This window comes from Paenisporosarcina sp. OV554, assembly GCF_003058165.1.
Classification (GTDB): Bacteria; Bacillota; Bacilli; order Bacillales_A; family Planococcaceae; genus Paenisporosarcina.
Window position 1 is genome coordinate 21,500 of record NZ_QBUC01000006.1, and the last position, 13,835, is coordinate 35,334.

Consider the following 13,835-nt stretch of genomic DNA (forward strand, 5'->3'; position numbering starts at 1 on the left):
TATCATGATATAAAAATTAAATCGAAAGATGATAAATACTTCATCACAGGTTCAGATGATTTTTCATTAATACTTCAAAGAGTAGGGGAGCGTATCGTAGTGGATGAATTAGTACGAGTAAAACACTTAAATAGTCGAGTTCTTTTGTGTGAAATTTCTTACTCAGTTATCACTTAAATGGACTGGATTCTTAAGTTAAAGAATCCAGTCCATTTTTAATTTGGTTCAAATTCATCATTAACATTAATCATAGCTTAAATAAAAATTTTATATCAATTTTCAAGCCATAATCTTTGGCTTTCTTTGAGCCAATATTGGGGCTTTATAGTCGATTTCTTCGCCTGTTTCAATATCAATAAATGTACTGGTTTCATTAAACCAACGATCTGGCGCTTCATGTCCCCAAAATGTTTGACGGAGCGGGTCATTTAAATCCCAACGAATTGGCTTTAAGTCTGGGTCGGTTGTTAAATAATCGCCCGTATATAATTCAATTCGATGACCATCTGGGTCTCTCAAATAAAGGAAGAATGCATTGGATAACCCATGTCGACCTGGTCCTCGCTCTATTGAGTGTGCATACCCCATACTTGCTAATACGTCACAACAATCGAGAATGCTGAGTCTGTCTGTTAGCGAATAAGCGAAATGATGCAGTTTTGGTCCAGGTCCATTCATAAATGCTTGATCGTGAACTGTTGGCTTTCGGTAAAGCCATGCTGCCCACAAATCTCCATCCTCAGTTTCTGTATACTCAGAACATGAGAAACCTAAGTTATCTATATAAAAATCATATGCTTTTTGAACATCTGGCACTGCACAGTTAGCGTGGTCTATTCGCTGAATCTTCGCTCCACGATAAAGATCATAGCGTTGAAGCATCCTATTGACAGTTGTCATTTCCGAAAAAAACTCTAATGGAATACCTGAGATATCATGAGCTCGAAGAGTTCTCCCCAACGCATGTTGTGTTCCTTTTGGCATCCATTTTGTTTTTAGACCTTTAGACATAAACAGTTTTTCAATTTCTTCAAGGTCTTGTTCCTTTTCTACTTTGTAACTAAGTACTTCAACAGTGGCTTTATCCGCTTTTTTCAATAGTAAACTATGATGTGAATGTTCTTCGAGACCTCTTAAGTAAATATGATTTTCATCACTTTCTGTTTCAATCATGCCCAATCCATTTACGTAAAACTCCCGAGATGCCTGTATATTTGTAACGTGAAGAACGGTTCTCGCGATACGAATAATTGAAAAATCCATGGTGTTCACCACACTTTCCTTTTATTTTCCGAACTGTTGAATATGATGGTCAGCAATTGAAACGTGAATGATTTTTTGCTCCGTATAAAATTCGAAACCGTAATGTCCACCTTCACGACCGATTCCTGAAGACTTAGAGCCTCCAAAAGGTGTTCTTAAATCTCGAACATTCTGAGCATTTACCCATAACATTCCCGCTTCTACTTTATGTGCTACGCGGTGACCTCGTTTAATATCATTTGTCCAAACATAACCCGCAAGTCCGTACTTGATATCGTTAGCAAGCTTAATAGCTTCTTCTTCATCTTTAAATGTCATCACTGTTAACACTGGACCGAAAATTTCTTCTTGTGCAACACGCATATGATTTTTAGCATTTAGAATCAGTGTCGGTGCTACAAAGTTCCCTTTTGCTATCTCTGCTGGGATGTCTGCTGTAATTACTTCAGTGCCTTCTTCTTTGGCAATATCTAAGTAACTTTTAACCTTAGTAAAATGGCCTTTATCAATCAATGGCCCGACTTCTGTAACTTCGTCTAGAGGGTCGCCAAGTTTAATGTTTGCAACGCGTTTCTTCAACGCAGCTACAAACTGATCTTTTATTCCTTCCTGCACAAACAGTCGTGAGTTAGCCGTACATCGTTCGCCATTAAAAGAATAAATCCCCCATACACATGCATCTAATGCTCGATCGAAATCAGCATCTTCAAAAACAATAATTGGTGATTTTCCACCAAGTTCCATCGAGCAACTTTTCAATGTATCTGCACTGTTTTTAATAATGGTTGAACCCGTTTTGGTTTCCCCGGTAAACGAAATGAGCTGAACATCCGGATGCTTTACTAGCGCATCGCCTGCAGTCTCACCGTATCCATGCACAACGTTGAAAACACCTTTTGGAAGATTGGCTTTATGAATAATTTCTGCTAATAGATTCGCTGATAATGGAGAAAGTTCTGCTGGCTTAAGCACAACTGTATTACCCGTCGCGAGTGCTGGTGCCACTTTCCAAGTTTCTAGCATAAATGGTGCATTCCACGGTGTGATTAATCCAGCGACACCTACGGGAGCGTTAATTGTGTAGTTGATAAATTCATCGTCTACTTGATAGGCATCTCCAACAAGACGACTTTCTACCATACGTGCATAAAATCTAAAATTTTCTGAAGCTCGACTTACCATCTTTCTCGTTTGGCTAATCGGAAGCCCTGTATCTAGCGATTCTAAAAACGATATTTTTTCTACCTCTTCATCAATAAGGTCAGCTATCCGATATATATAGGACATTCTCTTCGTTAGTTTCATCGTTTTCCAAGGACCATGATCAAAAGCTTCACGAGCAGCTGCTACAGCCTTGTTGATATCTTCAGATTGTCCTTCAGCTACTTCATTGATTTGTTCATTCGTAAATGGGTTCATGTTTTTAATCGTCGTCCCGCTTGACGAAGAACTAAATTCCCCATTGATATAGAGTAAAATATTGTTTTGTGTTTCATGTTTTAAAGCAATTTTCTCGCGAGAAGATACCATACTTATCACCTATATCCTTAATAATTTTGTCGTGATCATTCAAGATATTATTGTTAGGTTGTTGCCGCTTCTTTTGGCAATTTCCCAAGTTCGATGAGTGTATCGCGAACTTCTTTTTTTAGTCCCTCTGAAGGGAAGCCTAACGGCAGTCGAAGCTTCGGATTAATTTTCCCCATCATGCCAAGTGCAACTTTTGCGGGTCCAGGATTGGTATCTTTAAACAACACATCATTCAGCGGCATTAATTCGAAGTGAAGATCCTGACATCTTGCCACGTCACCCGCTTGCCATGCATTATATAATTCGGCCACTTTGACCGGTTCGACATTGGCTGTCGCACTGATGAATCCAGCTCCTCCAATAGCAAGCATCGGATAGCAGAGCAGTTCAATCCCCGAATACAATAGGAAGTCCCTGCCACAGTTCAGCAAAACACGGTTAACATGTTCAAAGTCTTTGTTCGCTTCTTTGACTCCTACGATATTAGGACAATCTTCAGCAAGTCGTTTCATCGTACTTACTTCCATATTGACAGCTGAACGACCAGGGATGTTGTAAATAATGATTGGAGTTTTAACTGAATCTGCAACAGTTTTAAAATGTTGATAAAGTGCTTCTTGGTTTGGCCTATTATAATAAGGGACGATAACCATTGCCGCATCTGCGCCTATTTCTTCAGCATACTTCGTTAGTTCCATCGTCTCGTCGTGATTCGTTGAACCTGTCCCTGGCGCAAAAAATACACGTCCATCAATCGTTTCCTTCGCAAGATCCATCACTCTTTTTCTTTCAGCAATTGTTAATGAGCTCGGTTCCCCACTTGTACCTGTAACAGAAATGCCGTGACTTCCGCTTTCAATCTGCCAGTTAATCAATTCGATAAATGCTTTTTCGTCAATCTCACCGCTCTCAGTAAATGGTGTAACGACGGGACAAATAGAACCTCTTAACTTTCTTTTCGCTTCTTCGTATGCCAAAATCATCTACTCCTTCTAGTCATTAAAGTCGGTAAAGGTTATTAAACTTCGTTTTATCTAGGTGATTACTCTTGAAGTTCTTTTAGTTCGCGATACTTTCCTTGGCTATAAATTAAGGGAGCTTTTTGCTCAAGCTTCACTCCAGTTACTTGGCCGATATAAACGGTATGATCACCGACTACATATTCGCTATGTAGTGTACAAGTAATGACAGCTAAAGCATCTGCAAGGGTTGGTAAACCTTTATATGAAGAGAACGTAATTTCATGCTCCAAATTAAGTTGACCAGAGAATTGTTTTGACTCGTCTTGTTGGTTAGACGTTAATATATTAACAGCGAATTGTTTTGCATCTTTAATATGTTGCAACATTCTTGCGTGTTCTCCTACACTAATAGCAATAAGCTTTGGGTTTAAAGAAATCGACATGAATGCATTTGCCGTCATGCCATGTACCTCACCAGCAACTTCAGTGGTTATGACCGTTACACCAGTTGCAAAACTCCCCATAGCATTTCTAAATAAACGATCGTCTACTTCTTGGTTTTCGATCTGCATCTTACAATCTCCTTTCTTTCGAATCAGCCACATCTTTAAAATCTCTCGGTTTTCAGCGAGTTAGCTTAGGGTGACTTTTTTATAATAAGATGCCCGCTTCTTTTTTCGTTCTATTTAAGAAGTTAGTAACCATGTCTTTATACGGTTGCTTATCGAATTGATCATAATAGGCATTGGACATTCTCACGGGATCTCCAAAGAAATAGTATTCATACAGTGCTTGTCGGTTACCAAATGCACTGATTGAAATATCCCAAGCTAAACGGAAAAGTTGAACTTTTTCTTCTCCGTTGATGTTTGCACCTTGTGTATATCGATGAACTAACGGACCTACATCTGAATTACTGAAGTCTGCTTCTGAAGGCAGTGCCATCAAACCTGAAGCTCCAAGAATTTTAATGATTTCATTCATACGTTGATACATTTTCGGATACCAGTTACGTGCTGCATTCAACGGTTCAAAGTCAGGTGTCATATTGCCGTATTGATCAATTTTTGCATTGTGCTCTGAGCGGTACAAATGAGAACGCATCACTTCTAAAATAACCATGATTTCGCTTGCCTTTTCTTTAACATGCATGAACTGTTCTATACCAATCGATTCCATCATGCTGATCACGACACCCAGAACGAATTCTGTTTTCACGATGTTTTTTGCAATAACTTGATGTGTCATATGGATAACCGCATTCGTTTCGGTATACGTACGGTTACATATATTTGTACTCTCACTTACAAATACTCTTTCCCATGGAACGAATACATCTTCAAAAGAAATGATAGCGTCGCTTTCATCGAATCTAGCACCTAGTGGATGATCCCATTTACTTTTCCCATAATCGAATGATTCACGGGATAGAAATTTTAAACCTGCCGTATTATTTGGAATGGCAAATGCAAATGCGTATGGATCGTCTGTCGTTCCAGGTGTTCTGTTTATAGTAGAAGGGAATACAACAAGTTCGTCAGTAATACCGCCTAAAGTAGCTAAAAGACGACAGCCATTCACATAAATTCCATCTGTAGTCTTTTTAGTAATGCGTGCGGATAGAGATGGATCTTTTTGCTCGGTCTGAGTTAACTTCGATCTATTCACTTGTGGGTGAATTAACGTATGGGTTAAGCTAATGTCATTTTCACGTGCATATTCATAATAGTCCCGAGCATTTTTTGCGAATTGTTTACTTCCGCCACCTTCTTGTGCGAAAAATTCACTTGCTGTACCAAAAGCCATAATACTCGCGTTCAAATAATCTGGTGAACGACCCATCATTCCACCGGAAAAAGTAGCCCATTCTGTATTCATTTCACGTCGTTTAAACAAATCTTCTTTTGTTTTAGGAGCGATAAAAGAAAGTCCCACTTTTTTTCCTGATGTCGGTGAAGTATATAACATTTTTTCCGGCTTCTCGTGTTGCAAATCATAAAGACCCGCTACGCTTTCAACAACATTTTTAAATGCTGGATGTGTGGTTACGTCGTCTACTTTCTTCCCATGAATCCATACCTCGGTCTTACGTTCTTTGATACCTTCAATATATTCTTTCCCAGTTCGTGCGCCCATTCTGTTCCCTCCTCATATCGAATCAAACGTATCTTTCATCTTTTATCGTTCAGGTTAAATAGCTCTTAGCAAGAATTTTCTGGCTATTATATTCGGGATTGTTACGAAAAAATGCTAATCTACTTAATTGGTAGATTTTCTTCCTTTTTGAACCTTGAATGAATATTATTTTGTTTATAAGTGCCAGCTTCACTAAATTCAATAAGCTCCATCGACAATGCCAAGTACCGATTTGACATGAGGCGTGAGAAATGTTCTTTAATCACTTCAAATAGCGCATCACAAACTTCTTTCTTAATATCTTCGGAACGCCCCGCGCCTATTTTCAAAACTGCATGGACGAACGCATCATCTTCTGCGCCATCAGCTATTCGATAATCATGTACTTCAATCGCTCTTGAACGAATTCCACCTATAGGAAAAACAGTGTCCTTAGCTATCAAAACTTTATGGATCTCTTCAAATAGCTTCGCAATATTTACATCATCTTTGATGTTATCCGTGTACTCTACAATAAAATGTGGCAAGTAACTTTCCCTCCTATTCACTTTATCGATTTGTAAACGATTCATCCCCGATAATGGTATTCACTAAACGCCCTATTCCCTGTACTTCCGTAACAACTACGTCTCCAACAGCAGTATCAACTGAGCCTTTAGGTGTACCTGTAAGAATTACGTCATTTTCACTCAATGTCATAAAGCTACTTAAATACTCGATAAGGGTTGGGATATCGAAAACCATATCTTTCGTCGTTCCTTGTTGGACGAGTTCGTTATTGACATGAGTAGTCAATTTTAAATCCATCGGGTCGGCAACATCGGCAGCGTCGACCAACCAAGGACCGAATGGTGTACAGGTATCTCGGTTTTTAACTCGCAAATTAGGACGATAATAGTTCTCCAAATAATCTCTGATAGCATAGTCGTTCGCCACGCTATAACCTTTTATATACTTGTAAGCGTTTTCTTTTTTTACATTGCGAGCAGTTTTACCGATGATGACTGCCAGTTCACACTCATAGTGCATATAAGAGACATCAGCTGGACGACGAGTAGTGCTTTGATGTCCAATAAACGTATTTGGTCCTTTTAAAAAGACCAGTGGTTCTGATGGTGCATCAAATGCAAGTTCTGCTGCATGATCTGCGTAGTTCAACCCTAAAGCAAACACCGTACGCGGTACAATTGGAGTAAGCCATACAACATCTTTCTCTTCGACTATGCGACCATCGTCTAATTTAAGTCGACCTTCCCATTCAAACGCTTCATGGATAGCGCCGCCATATGAAATACGCGCAGTCCTCATTTTGTCCCCCTCCGAATGAATGTTTTTTCGTCAACAATTACATTTTCCAAGATACCAATACCTGCTATTTCTATTCGAACCTTATCTCCCAGTTTAGCTTGCGGTGCCTCTTCAGGAACCCCAACGAGTAACACATCTCCAGGATTTAATGTCATGAATTCTGTTACATCTGCAAGTAAGCGAGCAACTGGACGAATCAGGTTCTTTGTTGAATTTTCCTGCCTGAGTTCATCATTAATGTAGACTCGGATAGGTAAATCATCCGGGTTACTTACAGCCTGGCGATCGACAATCCATGGTCCAATTGGGCAGAATCCATCGCGCGCTTTTTGTTGAACGGCGGGTCGGTAGATGCTCTCGTGAGGAATGCTCACATCGTTAACAATCGTAAATCCTGCTACATAATCCAGAGCTGTTTGTTCATTCACAGCTACCGCTTTCTTACCAATTACAATGCCCAGTGCAGCACCCATTTCAAGCTGTGATATTCCTTCTGGCATTGGGATACCTTCACCATATCGGTTAAAAGTATTTGCCGGTTTAATGTAAAGAACTGGAGCAATTGGCGGTGATAGATATGGTTTGTTATGAACCGCTTCGGCTAGTCCTTCAAGTACCCCTTTAAAATTCATTAGTGTACCGAAAACTGTTCCCGTAATCGGCGTGTCGAACTGTATATCATTCATGTTGACCTCGTTGCCATCTATAACAACAGTTTTCGTTCCTGAACCTACATCGACTGATACTAACTCAGGTACACCTAACACTTTCAATCTTGCATGGCTCACATATTTCACTCCTTTAGCTACTAGACTATTATTTTCCATAGTACAAATAACCATAGTTTTCCTGCAAAAACCTCACATTAAAAGGGCGCCCTTCTTGTAGAATGGAGTTTTCAAACTACATACTAATAGAAGAGTCGCCCTTATAAGTAAGAATCAACAACTCAGTGTTACAACAAATGTTGCTTTAAAGAAAATATATCATCATTTAATAAATTCATTTCAACATTACACAGACAATAATGCTTTATCACTATTTAGTTTTTCGCCACGGATACGTTGAAACTCATCCATTAATTTTGGGATGGTTAATTTCTTTTTCTCTTCCGCTTCTATTTCTAAAATGATTTGTCCTTTATCCATCATAATAAGCCTGTTCCCTAAGTCCAAAGCTTGCTGCATGTTATGTGTGATCATCAACGTTGTAAGCTGATTTTGTTCAACAAGTTCTTTAGTTAAATTGGTAATCAATTCTGCACGCGATGGGTCTAGTGCGGCAGTATGTTCATCGAGTAACAAAATATCTGGTTGCGTAAAGGTAGCCATCAACAGAGAAAGTGCTTGTCTTTCTCCTCCTGAAAGCATCCCTACTTTTGCATTCAATCGGTTTTCAAGATTTAAATGAAGTGATTCAAGAGATTCACGGAATAATTCCCGACGTTTCTTGTCCACACCTTTTCGCAATAGACGTTTCTTGTTTCGAGAATAGGCCATTGCAAGGTTTTCTTCGATCGTCATAGTAGGAGCCGTTCCAGCCATTGGATCTTGAAACACCCTTCCAATCATTTGAGAACGCTTATATTCTGGTAATTTAGTAACGTCTTTATTCGCAATTTCAATTACACCGAAATCAGGAGTTAGTGCACCAGAAATCATATTCAACATCGTTGATTTTCCAGCACCGTTGCTTCCAATCACCGTCATGAAATCACCGGGATTTAACTTAAGATTAATTTGATCTAACGCAATTTTCTCATCTGGTGTGGCTTCGTTAAATAATTTATTAATCTGGGTAAGTTTTAGCAACTGCAGCTCCTCCCTTCGTTAGCGAATGTTGATACTCTACTAAGCGTTCAGCATGCCTTTTTGCTTTTCTACTCTTTTCTCGTTTCTTCTCAAAATATTGAGGTAAAATCAACGCAACTATTACAATAACCGCAGTAATTAATTTCATGTCTCCTGTATCAAGAAAGTCCACTCGAAGTGCTAGTCCTAGTACTATTCGATAAATAATGGCTCCCGAAATTACAGCAAACGTGGTTCGAACAATCGTTTTAGTACCAAATATTGCTTCACCGATAATAACCGAAGCCAGTCCGATGATAATCATTCCGATTCCCATACCAATGTCTGCAAACTTCGAATATTGAGCAATAAGTGCCCCCGCAAAAGCAACCAAGGCATTAGAAAATCCAAGACCTACAATAATGAGAGTATCTGTGTTTGCCGAAAAACTACGAATCATTTTTTTATTATCACCAGTGGCTCTTATGGCAAGGCCCACTTCAGTTTTTAAGAACCAATCTACAATCAACTTAATTAGTAAAACGATGATGGCCATAATAAACAAAGTTCCCCATGTGGCAGGTAAATATTGAACTCCTAGCATGCTGAAAAAATTGTTAATAGCCGTGTCTATTCCTAGTGAACCCCAAAATGATTGGAATTGATTAAACATCGTTTCTGCATTTAATAAAGGGATATTCGGTCGACCAATAGAATTCTCGGATGTTAGTCCCATTATTCGTAAATTTATAGAATACAAAGCAATCATCATTAATATTCCAGCAAGTAATGCATTGATCTTTCCTTTTGTATGTAGAAGGCCGGTAACACAGCCAGCCAGAAAACCAATTATGACGGCTACTGCTGTAGCTAGCACCGGATGATACCCTAAGATAATCATCGTGGCAGCAACTCCTGCCCCTGTTACAAAACTTCCATCAACCGTTAAATCCGGAAAATCCAACACTCGAAATGAAATATACACTCCGAGTGCCATTATTGCATAGATGATTCCTTGCTCTACTGAGCCAAATACAGCTGAAAACATGTAGAACCACCTCCTGTTTTATTCGCTAAATTCAGCTTTCCACTCATCTTTAATGTCAAGTCCAATAGCTGAAGCTGTGTCTTTATTCATGATGAATTTTAATTTTTGCGGGATATCGACAGGCAAATCAGCCGGTTTGCTTTGACCTTTTAGGATTTTCACTGCCTTTTCTCCTGCTTCATAGCCGATATCAAAATATTCAAATCCATAAGCAGCTAAGCCACCTCGTTTTACTGAGTCGAATTCTCCTACCATCATTGGTAGTTTGTTTTCGTTTGCAACAGAAATGACCGATTCAAGTGCAGAAACTACTGTATTGTCTGTAATGATGTATAAAGAGTCTACTTTACCAATCAATGATTCTGTTGCTTGTTTTACATCTGCAGAAGTTGCAACAGATGCCTCAACAACAGTCATATCCATATCTTTTAGCATTTCTTTAACCGCATCCACTTGTGCACGAGAATTTTGCTCGCCTGAGTTAAATACCATCCCAACTTTTTTAGCGTTCAATTCTTCTTTCAGGAACTTCATCGTATTTAGTATCGCATCAGGATGACTATCGATAGTACCTGTTACATTACCACCTGGTTTTTCCATTGAATCAACTAACTCAGCTCCAACGGCATCTGTTACTGAAGTGAATACGATCGGTATGTCTGAAGTAGCACTTTTAGCAGCCTGGGCACTTGGTGTTGAATTCGCAAATATTAAATCAACGTTAGAACTGACCAAGTTAGTTGCAATTGTTGTGCTCGCACTTTGGTCACCTTGTGCAATTTGAACGTCATATTTCGCATCAATTCCTGCATCTTCTAAAGCCTTTTTAAAACCATCATAAGCTGCATCTAAGGAAGGATGTTCGACTATTTGAGTGACGCCAATGTTATATGTCTTCTTTTCTCCCTCAGTGTTGCTTGTCTTTTCGCCTTCTCCACACGCTCCAAGAAGTAACGCACTACTCAACATAACAACCCCGAATTTTCTCCAACTATTCTTCATTACATTTCCCCCTCTTAACTTAGTTATATGTTTTTTATTCGGAACCAAGTGATAGAATAGCAACATTTAAAATGTTCCGATAATTTATGAGTGTATCATGCAGTGTAACGAATAACTAGAAGGAATTTACGTATTGTGATTATTATACTTTCAATAAGGTTTTCTTTTTGGAAGGTGCAATATGAATTGCTTGGCCGATTAATCCTTCCACTGCTTCAAGGAGTCCTTCACTGAATCCTGGATGTGCATATAAAGGGAATTTCACATCTTCCTCTTTTGCAGCCATTTCAAGCAGTTGTACAAAGGTACCTGACATTTCAATGGCGCCTTCACCAATCATGTGAATTCCGCTAATGATTTCAGTTGTAGAATCAGCAATTACTTTAATAAAGCCATCTTTTTTACCAGTTATTGAAGCATAACCGTTGCCAGCAAGAGGAAATTGGCTGACCCGAACCTCCATTCCAAAGTTGCGAGCGTTTTGTTCAGTTAGACCAACAGAAACGATCGGTGGAATGGTATGCGCAACGATTGGTAAAAATGTAAGGTCAACTTCAGGTTTTCTTCCTGCAATTGCTTCAACAGCTGCTTTGCCTTGTTTGATTGCTTTAATCGCCATGAGAGAGCCTTCAGTGACATCACCGATTGCATAAATAGATGGAATCGAGGTTTGCATATTTCCATCCACTTGTATAAAGCCCTCATCCGACTGAACAATGCCTATGCGTTTAATGCCAAGCGGCTCCACATTTGGTGTTCTAATTCCAGTTAGGAAAAAATGTGAACCAGTTATGGTCTCTTCAACGTTTTTATTAGTAAAAGTAATGGCAATTTCACTTTCCGTTTCATTCGTCGAAATCAATTGAACATCTTTATAGACCGTTATTTTACGTCGTTTAAATAATCGATTAAGTTCTTTATTGATAGATTCGTCGAATGTATCGCCTTTATCATCAAATAGGATAGTCACTTTTGAACCTAACGCTGCAAAACTAGAAGCCACTTCAAGGGCTATGTAGTCTTGACCGTTTACTATAAGATGTGGTGGTATTTCTTCAATTTCAAATATTTCATGAGACAAAAGAATCCGTTCTCCTTTTTCTTTCAAACCTAATGGCATCATTGGCGTACTGCCTGTAGCAATGATTACCTGTTCAAATTCAAAAATATCAAACTGATGTCCATTCTCCACACCGATTCGATCTACTCCAAGGAATGTAGCTTTGCCACTAATCACTTCAATTTGGTTCTCTTTACACAGACTTTCTACTCCAGCTCTAAGCCCAGCGATGACTTTATCTTTATAGGTAAGGAGCTTATTAACATAAAATGCGTCGTCGCCATTACCAATCCCCAAATCTTGCAAATGTTTGGTTTCTGAACGTTTTGTAGCTGCATGAGTAAAGATTTTAGAAGGGATACAGCCTTTATTTAAACAGACACCACCTAAGTCAGCCTGTTCAATTAAAGTAACCGAAAGTCCGAGCTGAGCACCTCGAATGGCGGCAGAGTAACCGCCTGGTCCCCCACCGATGATTATAAGATTTCTTTGTTGACTGATTTCCCCGACAACCATTAAATCATCTCCATGATCAGTTTGTGTGGTTGCTCAATTAGACTAGCAAAGCGGTTCGTAAATGCTACAGCTGTTGCTCCATCAGCAACCCGGTGGTCAAATGCCATGGAAAGCGTCATGATGTGACCGATGACGATTTCATCATGATTGTTGACAATTGGTCTTTTTTTCGTTTTATGGAAAGCTATTAACGCCGTTTCAGGATAGTTAATAATTGGTGTCGCACCCGTACTTCCAAGTGGGCCAACATTACTCACGGTGAATGTACTGTTTTGCATTTCAAACGGTTGAAGTTTTCCTGCAATGGCTCTCTCCGTCAATCCTTTTACTTCTTTGTGAATATCTTTAATTGATTTCTTGTCTGCATCATGAAGTACTGGAACAATCAAGCCGCTTTCTGTGTTTGTAGCAAGACCTATATGATAATTCTTTTTAAGAAGTATTCGACTATTTACTTCATCGAGTTCCGCGTTAAAAATCGGGAAATCTTTTAGAGAAATAACAAGTGCTTTAATAAGAAATGCAGAAACTCCAATTGATTCACCGGATGCCTTTAAATCTTCTCTCATTTTAAAAAGGTTGGTCATATTTACTTCGTCAAAATGAGTAACATGCGGAATTGTAAACAAGGATTTCGTCATCTTTTCTGCAATCTTTTTTCGTATCCCTTTAAAAGGAATCTCATCTGGAGTTTCTTTAGTAGAGGTTACTTGAGGGACAATCTTAACCGATTCTTTCTCAGTTTTTTGTCCTTTTAAGAAACGATAAACATCTTCCTCTGTCACTTTTCCTGATGGGTCAGTAGCCTGAACATCTTCTAGATTAATGTTGTTTTCACGAGCAATCTTACGTGTGTATGGTGCTGCAAGTATTCGGGAGAACGTGTTCTGCGAAGACTTTTTAACTTGTTCATTTGACTGGAAATCTTGTTTTTTTACATTTTGATTTCTTTCAGGTTGTGTCTTTTGTTCTGTTCTAACGGCATCATGCGCTTCTATATAGATGAGACTTGTTCCTACTTTGACCGTCTCACCCGCTTCAATGATAATTTGTTTCACTATTCCTGAGCAAGGCGAAGTAAGTTCTGCAATCATTTTATCTGTTTGCACTTCAACGAGTGGTTGATCAGTACTTACAGAATCCCCGACTTTGACTAAGTAATGGATGATCTCTCCTTCGGTCATCCCTTCACCGATATCGTGTAATTTTACTTCGAGCAT

13 protein-coding genes are annotated in these 13,835 nt (G+C 39.0%); all 13 read right to left on the bottom strand.

Translation table 11 applies throughout. The annotated features are described in order from the left end of the window. Positions 1-279: 279 nt before the first annotated feature. Positions 280-1,263 carry a 3,4-dihydroxyphenylacetate 2,3-dioxygenase gene (gene hpaD, locus C8K15_RS07000; RefSeq protein WP_108585710.1) on the bottom strand — a complete coding sequence of 328 codons (984 nt, stop codon included), beginning with the start codon at positions 1,261-1,263 and terminating at the stop codon, positions 280-282. Between the two features lie 21 nt (positions 1,264-1,284). After that, entirely contained in the window at positions 1,285-2,793 is a 1,509-nt protein-coding gene (gene hpaE, locus C8K15_RS07005; RefSeq protein WP_108585711.1) for a 5-carboxymethyl-2-hydroxymuconate semialdehyde dehydrogenase, read from the bottom strand. A gap of 53 nt (positions 2,794-2,846) precedes the next feature. Further along, positions 2,847-3,770, bottom strand: coding sequence for a 2,4-dihydroxyhept-2-ene-1,7-dioic acid aldolase (hpaI, locus tag C8K15_RS07010; protein ID WP_108585712.1), 924 nt, complete (start codon positions 3,768-3,770; stop codon positions 2,847-2,849). Between the two features lie 65 nt (positions 3,771-3,835). Next, a complete protein-coding gene (locus tag C8K15_RS07015) occupies positions 3,836-4,327 on the bottom strand; it encodes a flavin reductase family protein (RefSeq protein ID WP_108585713.1) in 492 nt (163 codons plus the stop codon). Between the two features lie 79 nt (positions 4,328-4,406). Next, positions 4,407-5,891 (bottom strand): 4-hydroxyphenylacetate 3-monooxygenase, oxygenase component, encoded by a 1,485-nt coding sequence (gene hpaB / locus C8K15_RS07020; RefSeq protein WP_108585714.1) that lies wholly within the window; start codon positions 5,889-5,891, stop codon positions 4,407-4,409. A 119-nt stretch (positions 5,892-6,010) separates the two neighbouring features. Beyond that, on the bottom strand, positions 6,011-6,418 hold the full coding sequence (locus C8K15_RS07025) for a 5-carboxymethyl-2-hydroxymuconate Delta-isomerase (protein WP_108585715.1): 408 nt from the start codon (positions 6,416-6,418) through the stop codon (positions 6,011-6,013). A 22-nt stretch (positions 6,419-6,440) separates the two neighbouring features. After that, positions 6,441-7,199: a fumarylacetoacetate hydrolase family protein gene (locus C8K15_RS07030; RefSeq protein WP_108585716.1), complete on the bottom strand. Its 759-nt coding sequence runs from the start codon at positions 7,197-7,199 to the stop codon at positions 6,441-6,443. Further along, the gene (locus C8K15_RS07035) at positions 7,196-7,987 is read right to left on the bottom strand and encodes a fumarylacetoacetate hydrolase family protein (RefSeq protein WP_108585717.1); all 792 of its coding nucleotides are present in this window, start codon (positions 7,985-7,987) and stop codon (positions 7,196-7,198) included. Before C8K15_RS07035 ends, C8K15_RS07030 begins: the two co-directional genes overlap by 4 nt. Before the next feature lie 225 nt (positions 7,988-8,212). Continuing rightward, positions 8,213-9,010: an ABC transporter ATP-binding protein gene (locus C8K15_RS07040; protein ID WP_108585718.1), complete on the bottom strand. Its 798-nt coding sequence runs from the start codon at positions 9,008-9,010 to the stop codon at positions 8,213-8,215. Further along, complete coding sequence (locus C8K15_RS07045; RefSeq protein ID WP_108585719.1) at positions 8,988-10,037, bottom strand: ABC transporter permease; 1,050 nt, start codon at positions 10,035-10,037, stop codon at positions 8,988-8,990. Before C8K15_RS07045 ends, C8K15_RS07040 begins: the two co-directional genes overlap by 23 nt. An 18-nt stretch (positions 10,038-10,055) precedes the next feature. Further along, on the bottom strand, positions 10,056-11,039 hold the full coding sequence (locus C8K15_RS07050) for an ABC transporter substrate-binding protein (RefSeq protein WP_108585720.1): 984 nt from the start codon (positions 11,037-11,039) through the stop codon (positions 10,056-10,058). A gap of 142 nt (positions 11,040-11,181) precedes the next feature. Beyond that, on the bottom strand, positions 11,182-12,615 hold the full coding sequence (locus C8K15_RS07055) for a dihydrolipoyl dehydrogenase family protein (RefSeq protein ID WP_108585721.1): 1,434 nt from the start codon (positions 12,613-12,615) through the stop codon (positions 11,182-11,184). Further along, positions 12,615-13,835, bottom strand: coding sequence for a dihydrolipoamide acetyltransferase family protein (locus C8K15_RS07060; RefSeq protein WP_108585722.1), 1,221 nt, complete (start codon positions 13,833-13,835; stop codon positions 12,615-12,617). The genes C8K15_RS07055 and C8K15_RS07060 overlap by 1 nt, the downstream gene beginning before the upstream one ends.

Bases quoted from the DNA above. Each gene is read 5' to 3' on its own strand.
- hpaB (WP_108585714.1), bottom strand. From the start codon at position 5,891: ATGGGCGCACGAACTGGGAAAGAATATATTGAAGGTATCAAAGAACGT.
- C8K15_RS07045 (WP_108585719.1), bottom strand. From the start codon at position 10,037: ATGTTTTCAGCTGTATTTGGCTCAGTAGAGCAAGGAATCATCTATGCA.
- hpaE (WP_108585711.1), bottom strand. From the start codon at position 2,793: ATGGTATCTTCTCGCGAGAAAATTGCTTTAAAACATGAAACACAAAAC.
- C8K15_RS07015 (WP_108585713.1), bottom strand. From the start codon at position 4,327: ATGCAGATCGAAAACCAAGAAGTAGACGATCGTTTATTTAGAAATGCT.
- C8K15_RS07060 (WP_108585722.1), bottom strand. From the start codon at position 13,835: ATGCTCGAAGTAAAATTACACGATATCGGTGAAGGGATGACCGAAGGA.
- C8K15_RS07030 (WP_108585716.1), bottom strand. From the start codon at position 7,199: ATGAGGACTGCGCGTATTTCATATGGCGGCGCTATCCATGAAGCGTTT.
- C8K15_RS07050 (WP_108585720.1), bottom strand. From the start codon at position 11,039: ATGAAGAATAGTTGGAGAAAATTCGGGGTTGTTATGTTGAGTAGTGCG.
- C8K15_RS07055 (WP_108585721.1), bottom strand. From the start codon at position 12,615: ATGGTTGTCGGGGAAATCAGTCAACAAAGAAATCTTATAATCATCGGT.
- hpaD (WP_108585710.1), bottom strand. From the start codon at position 1,263: ATGGATTTTTCAATTATTCGTATCGCGAGAACCGTTCTTCACGTTACA.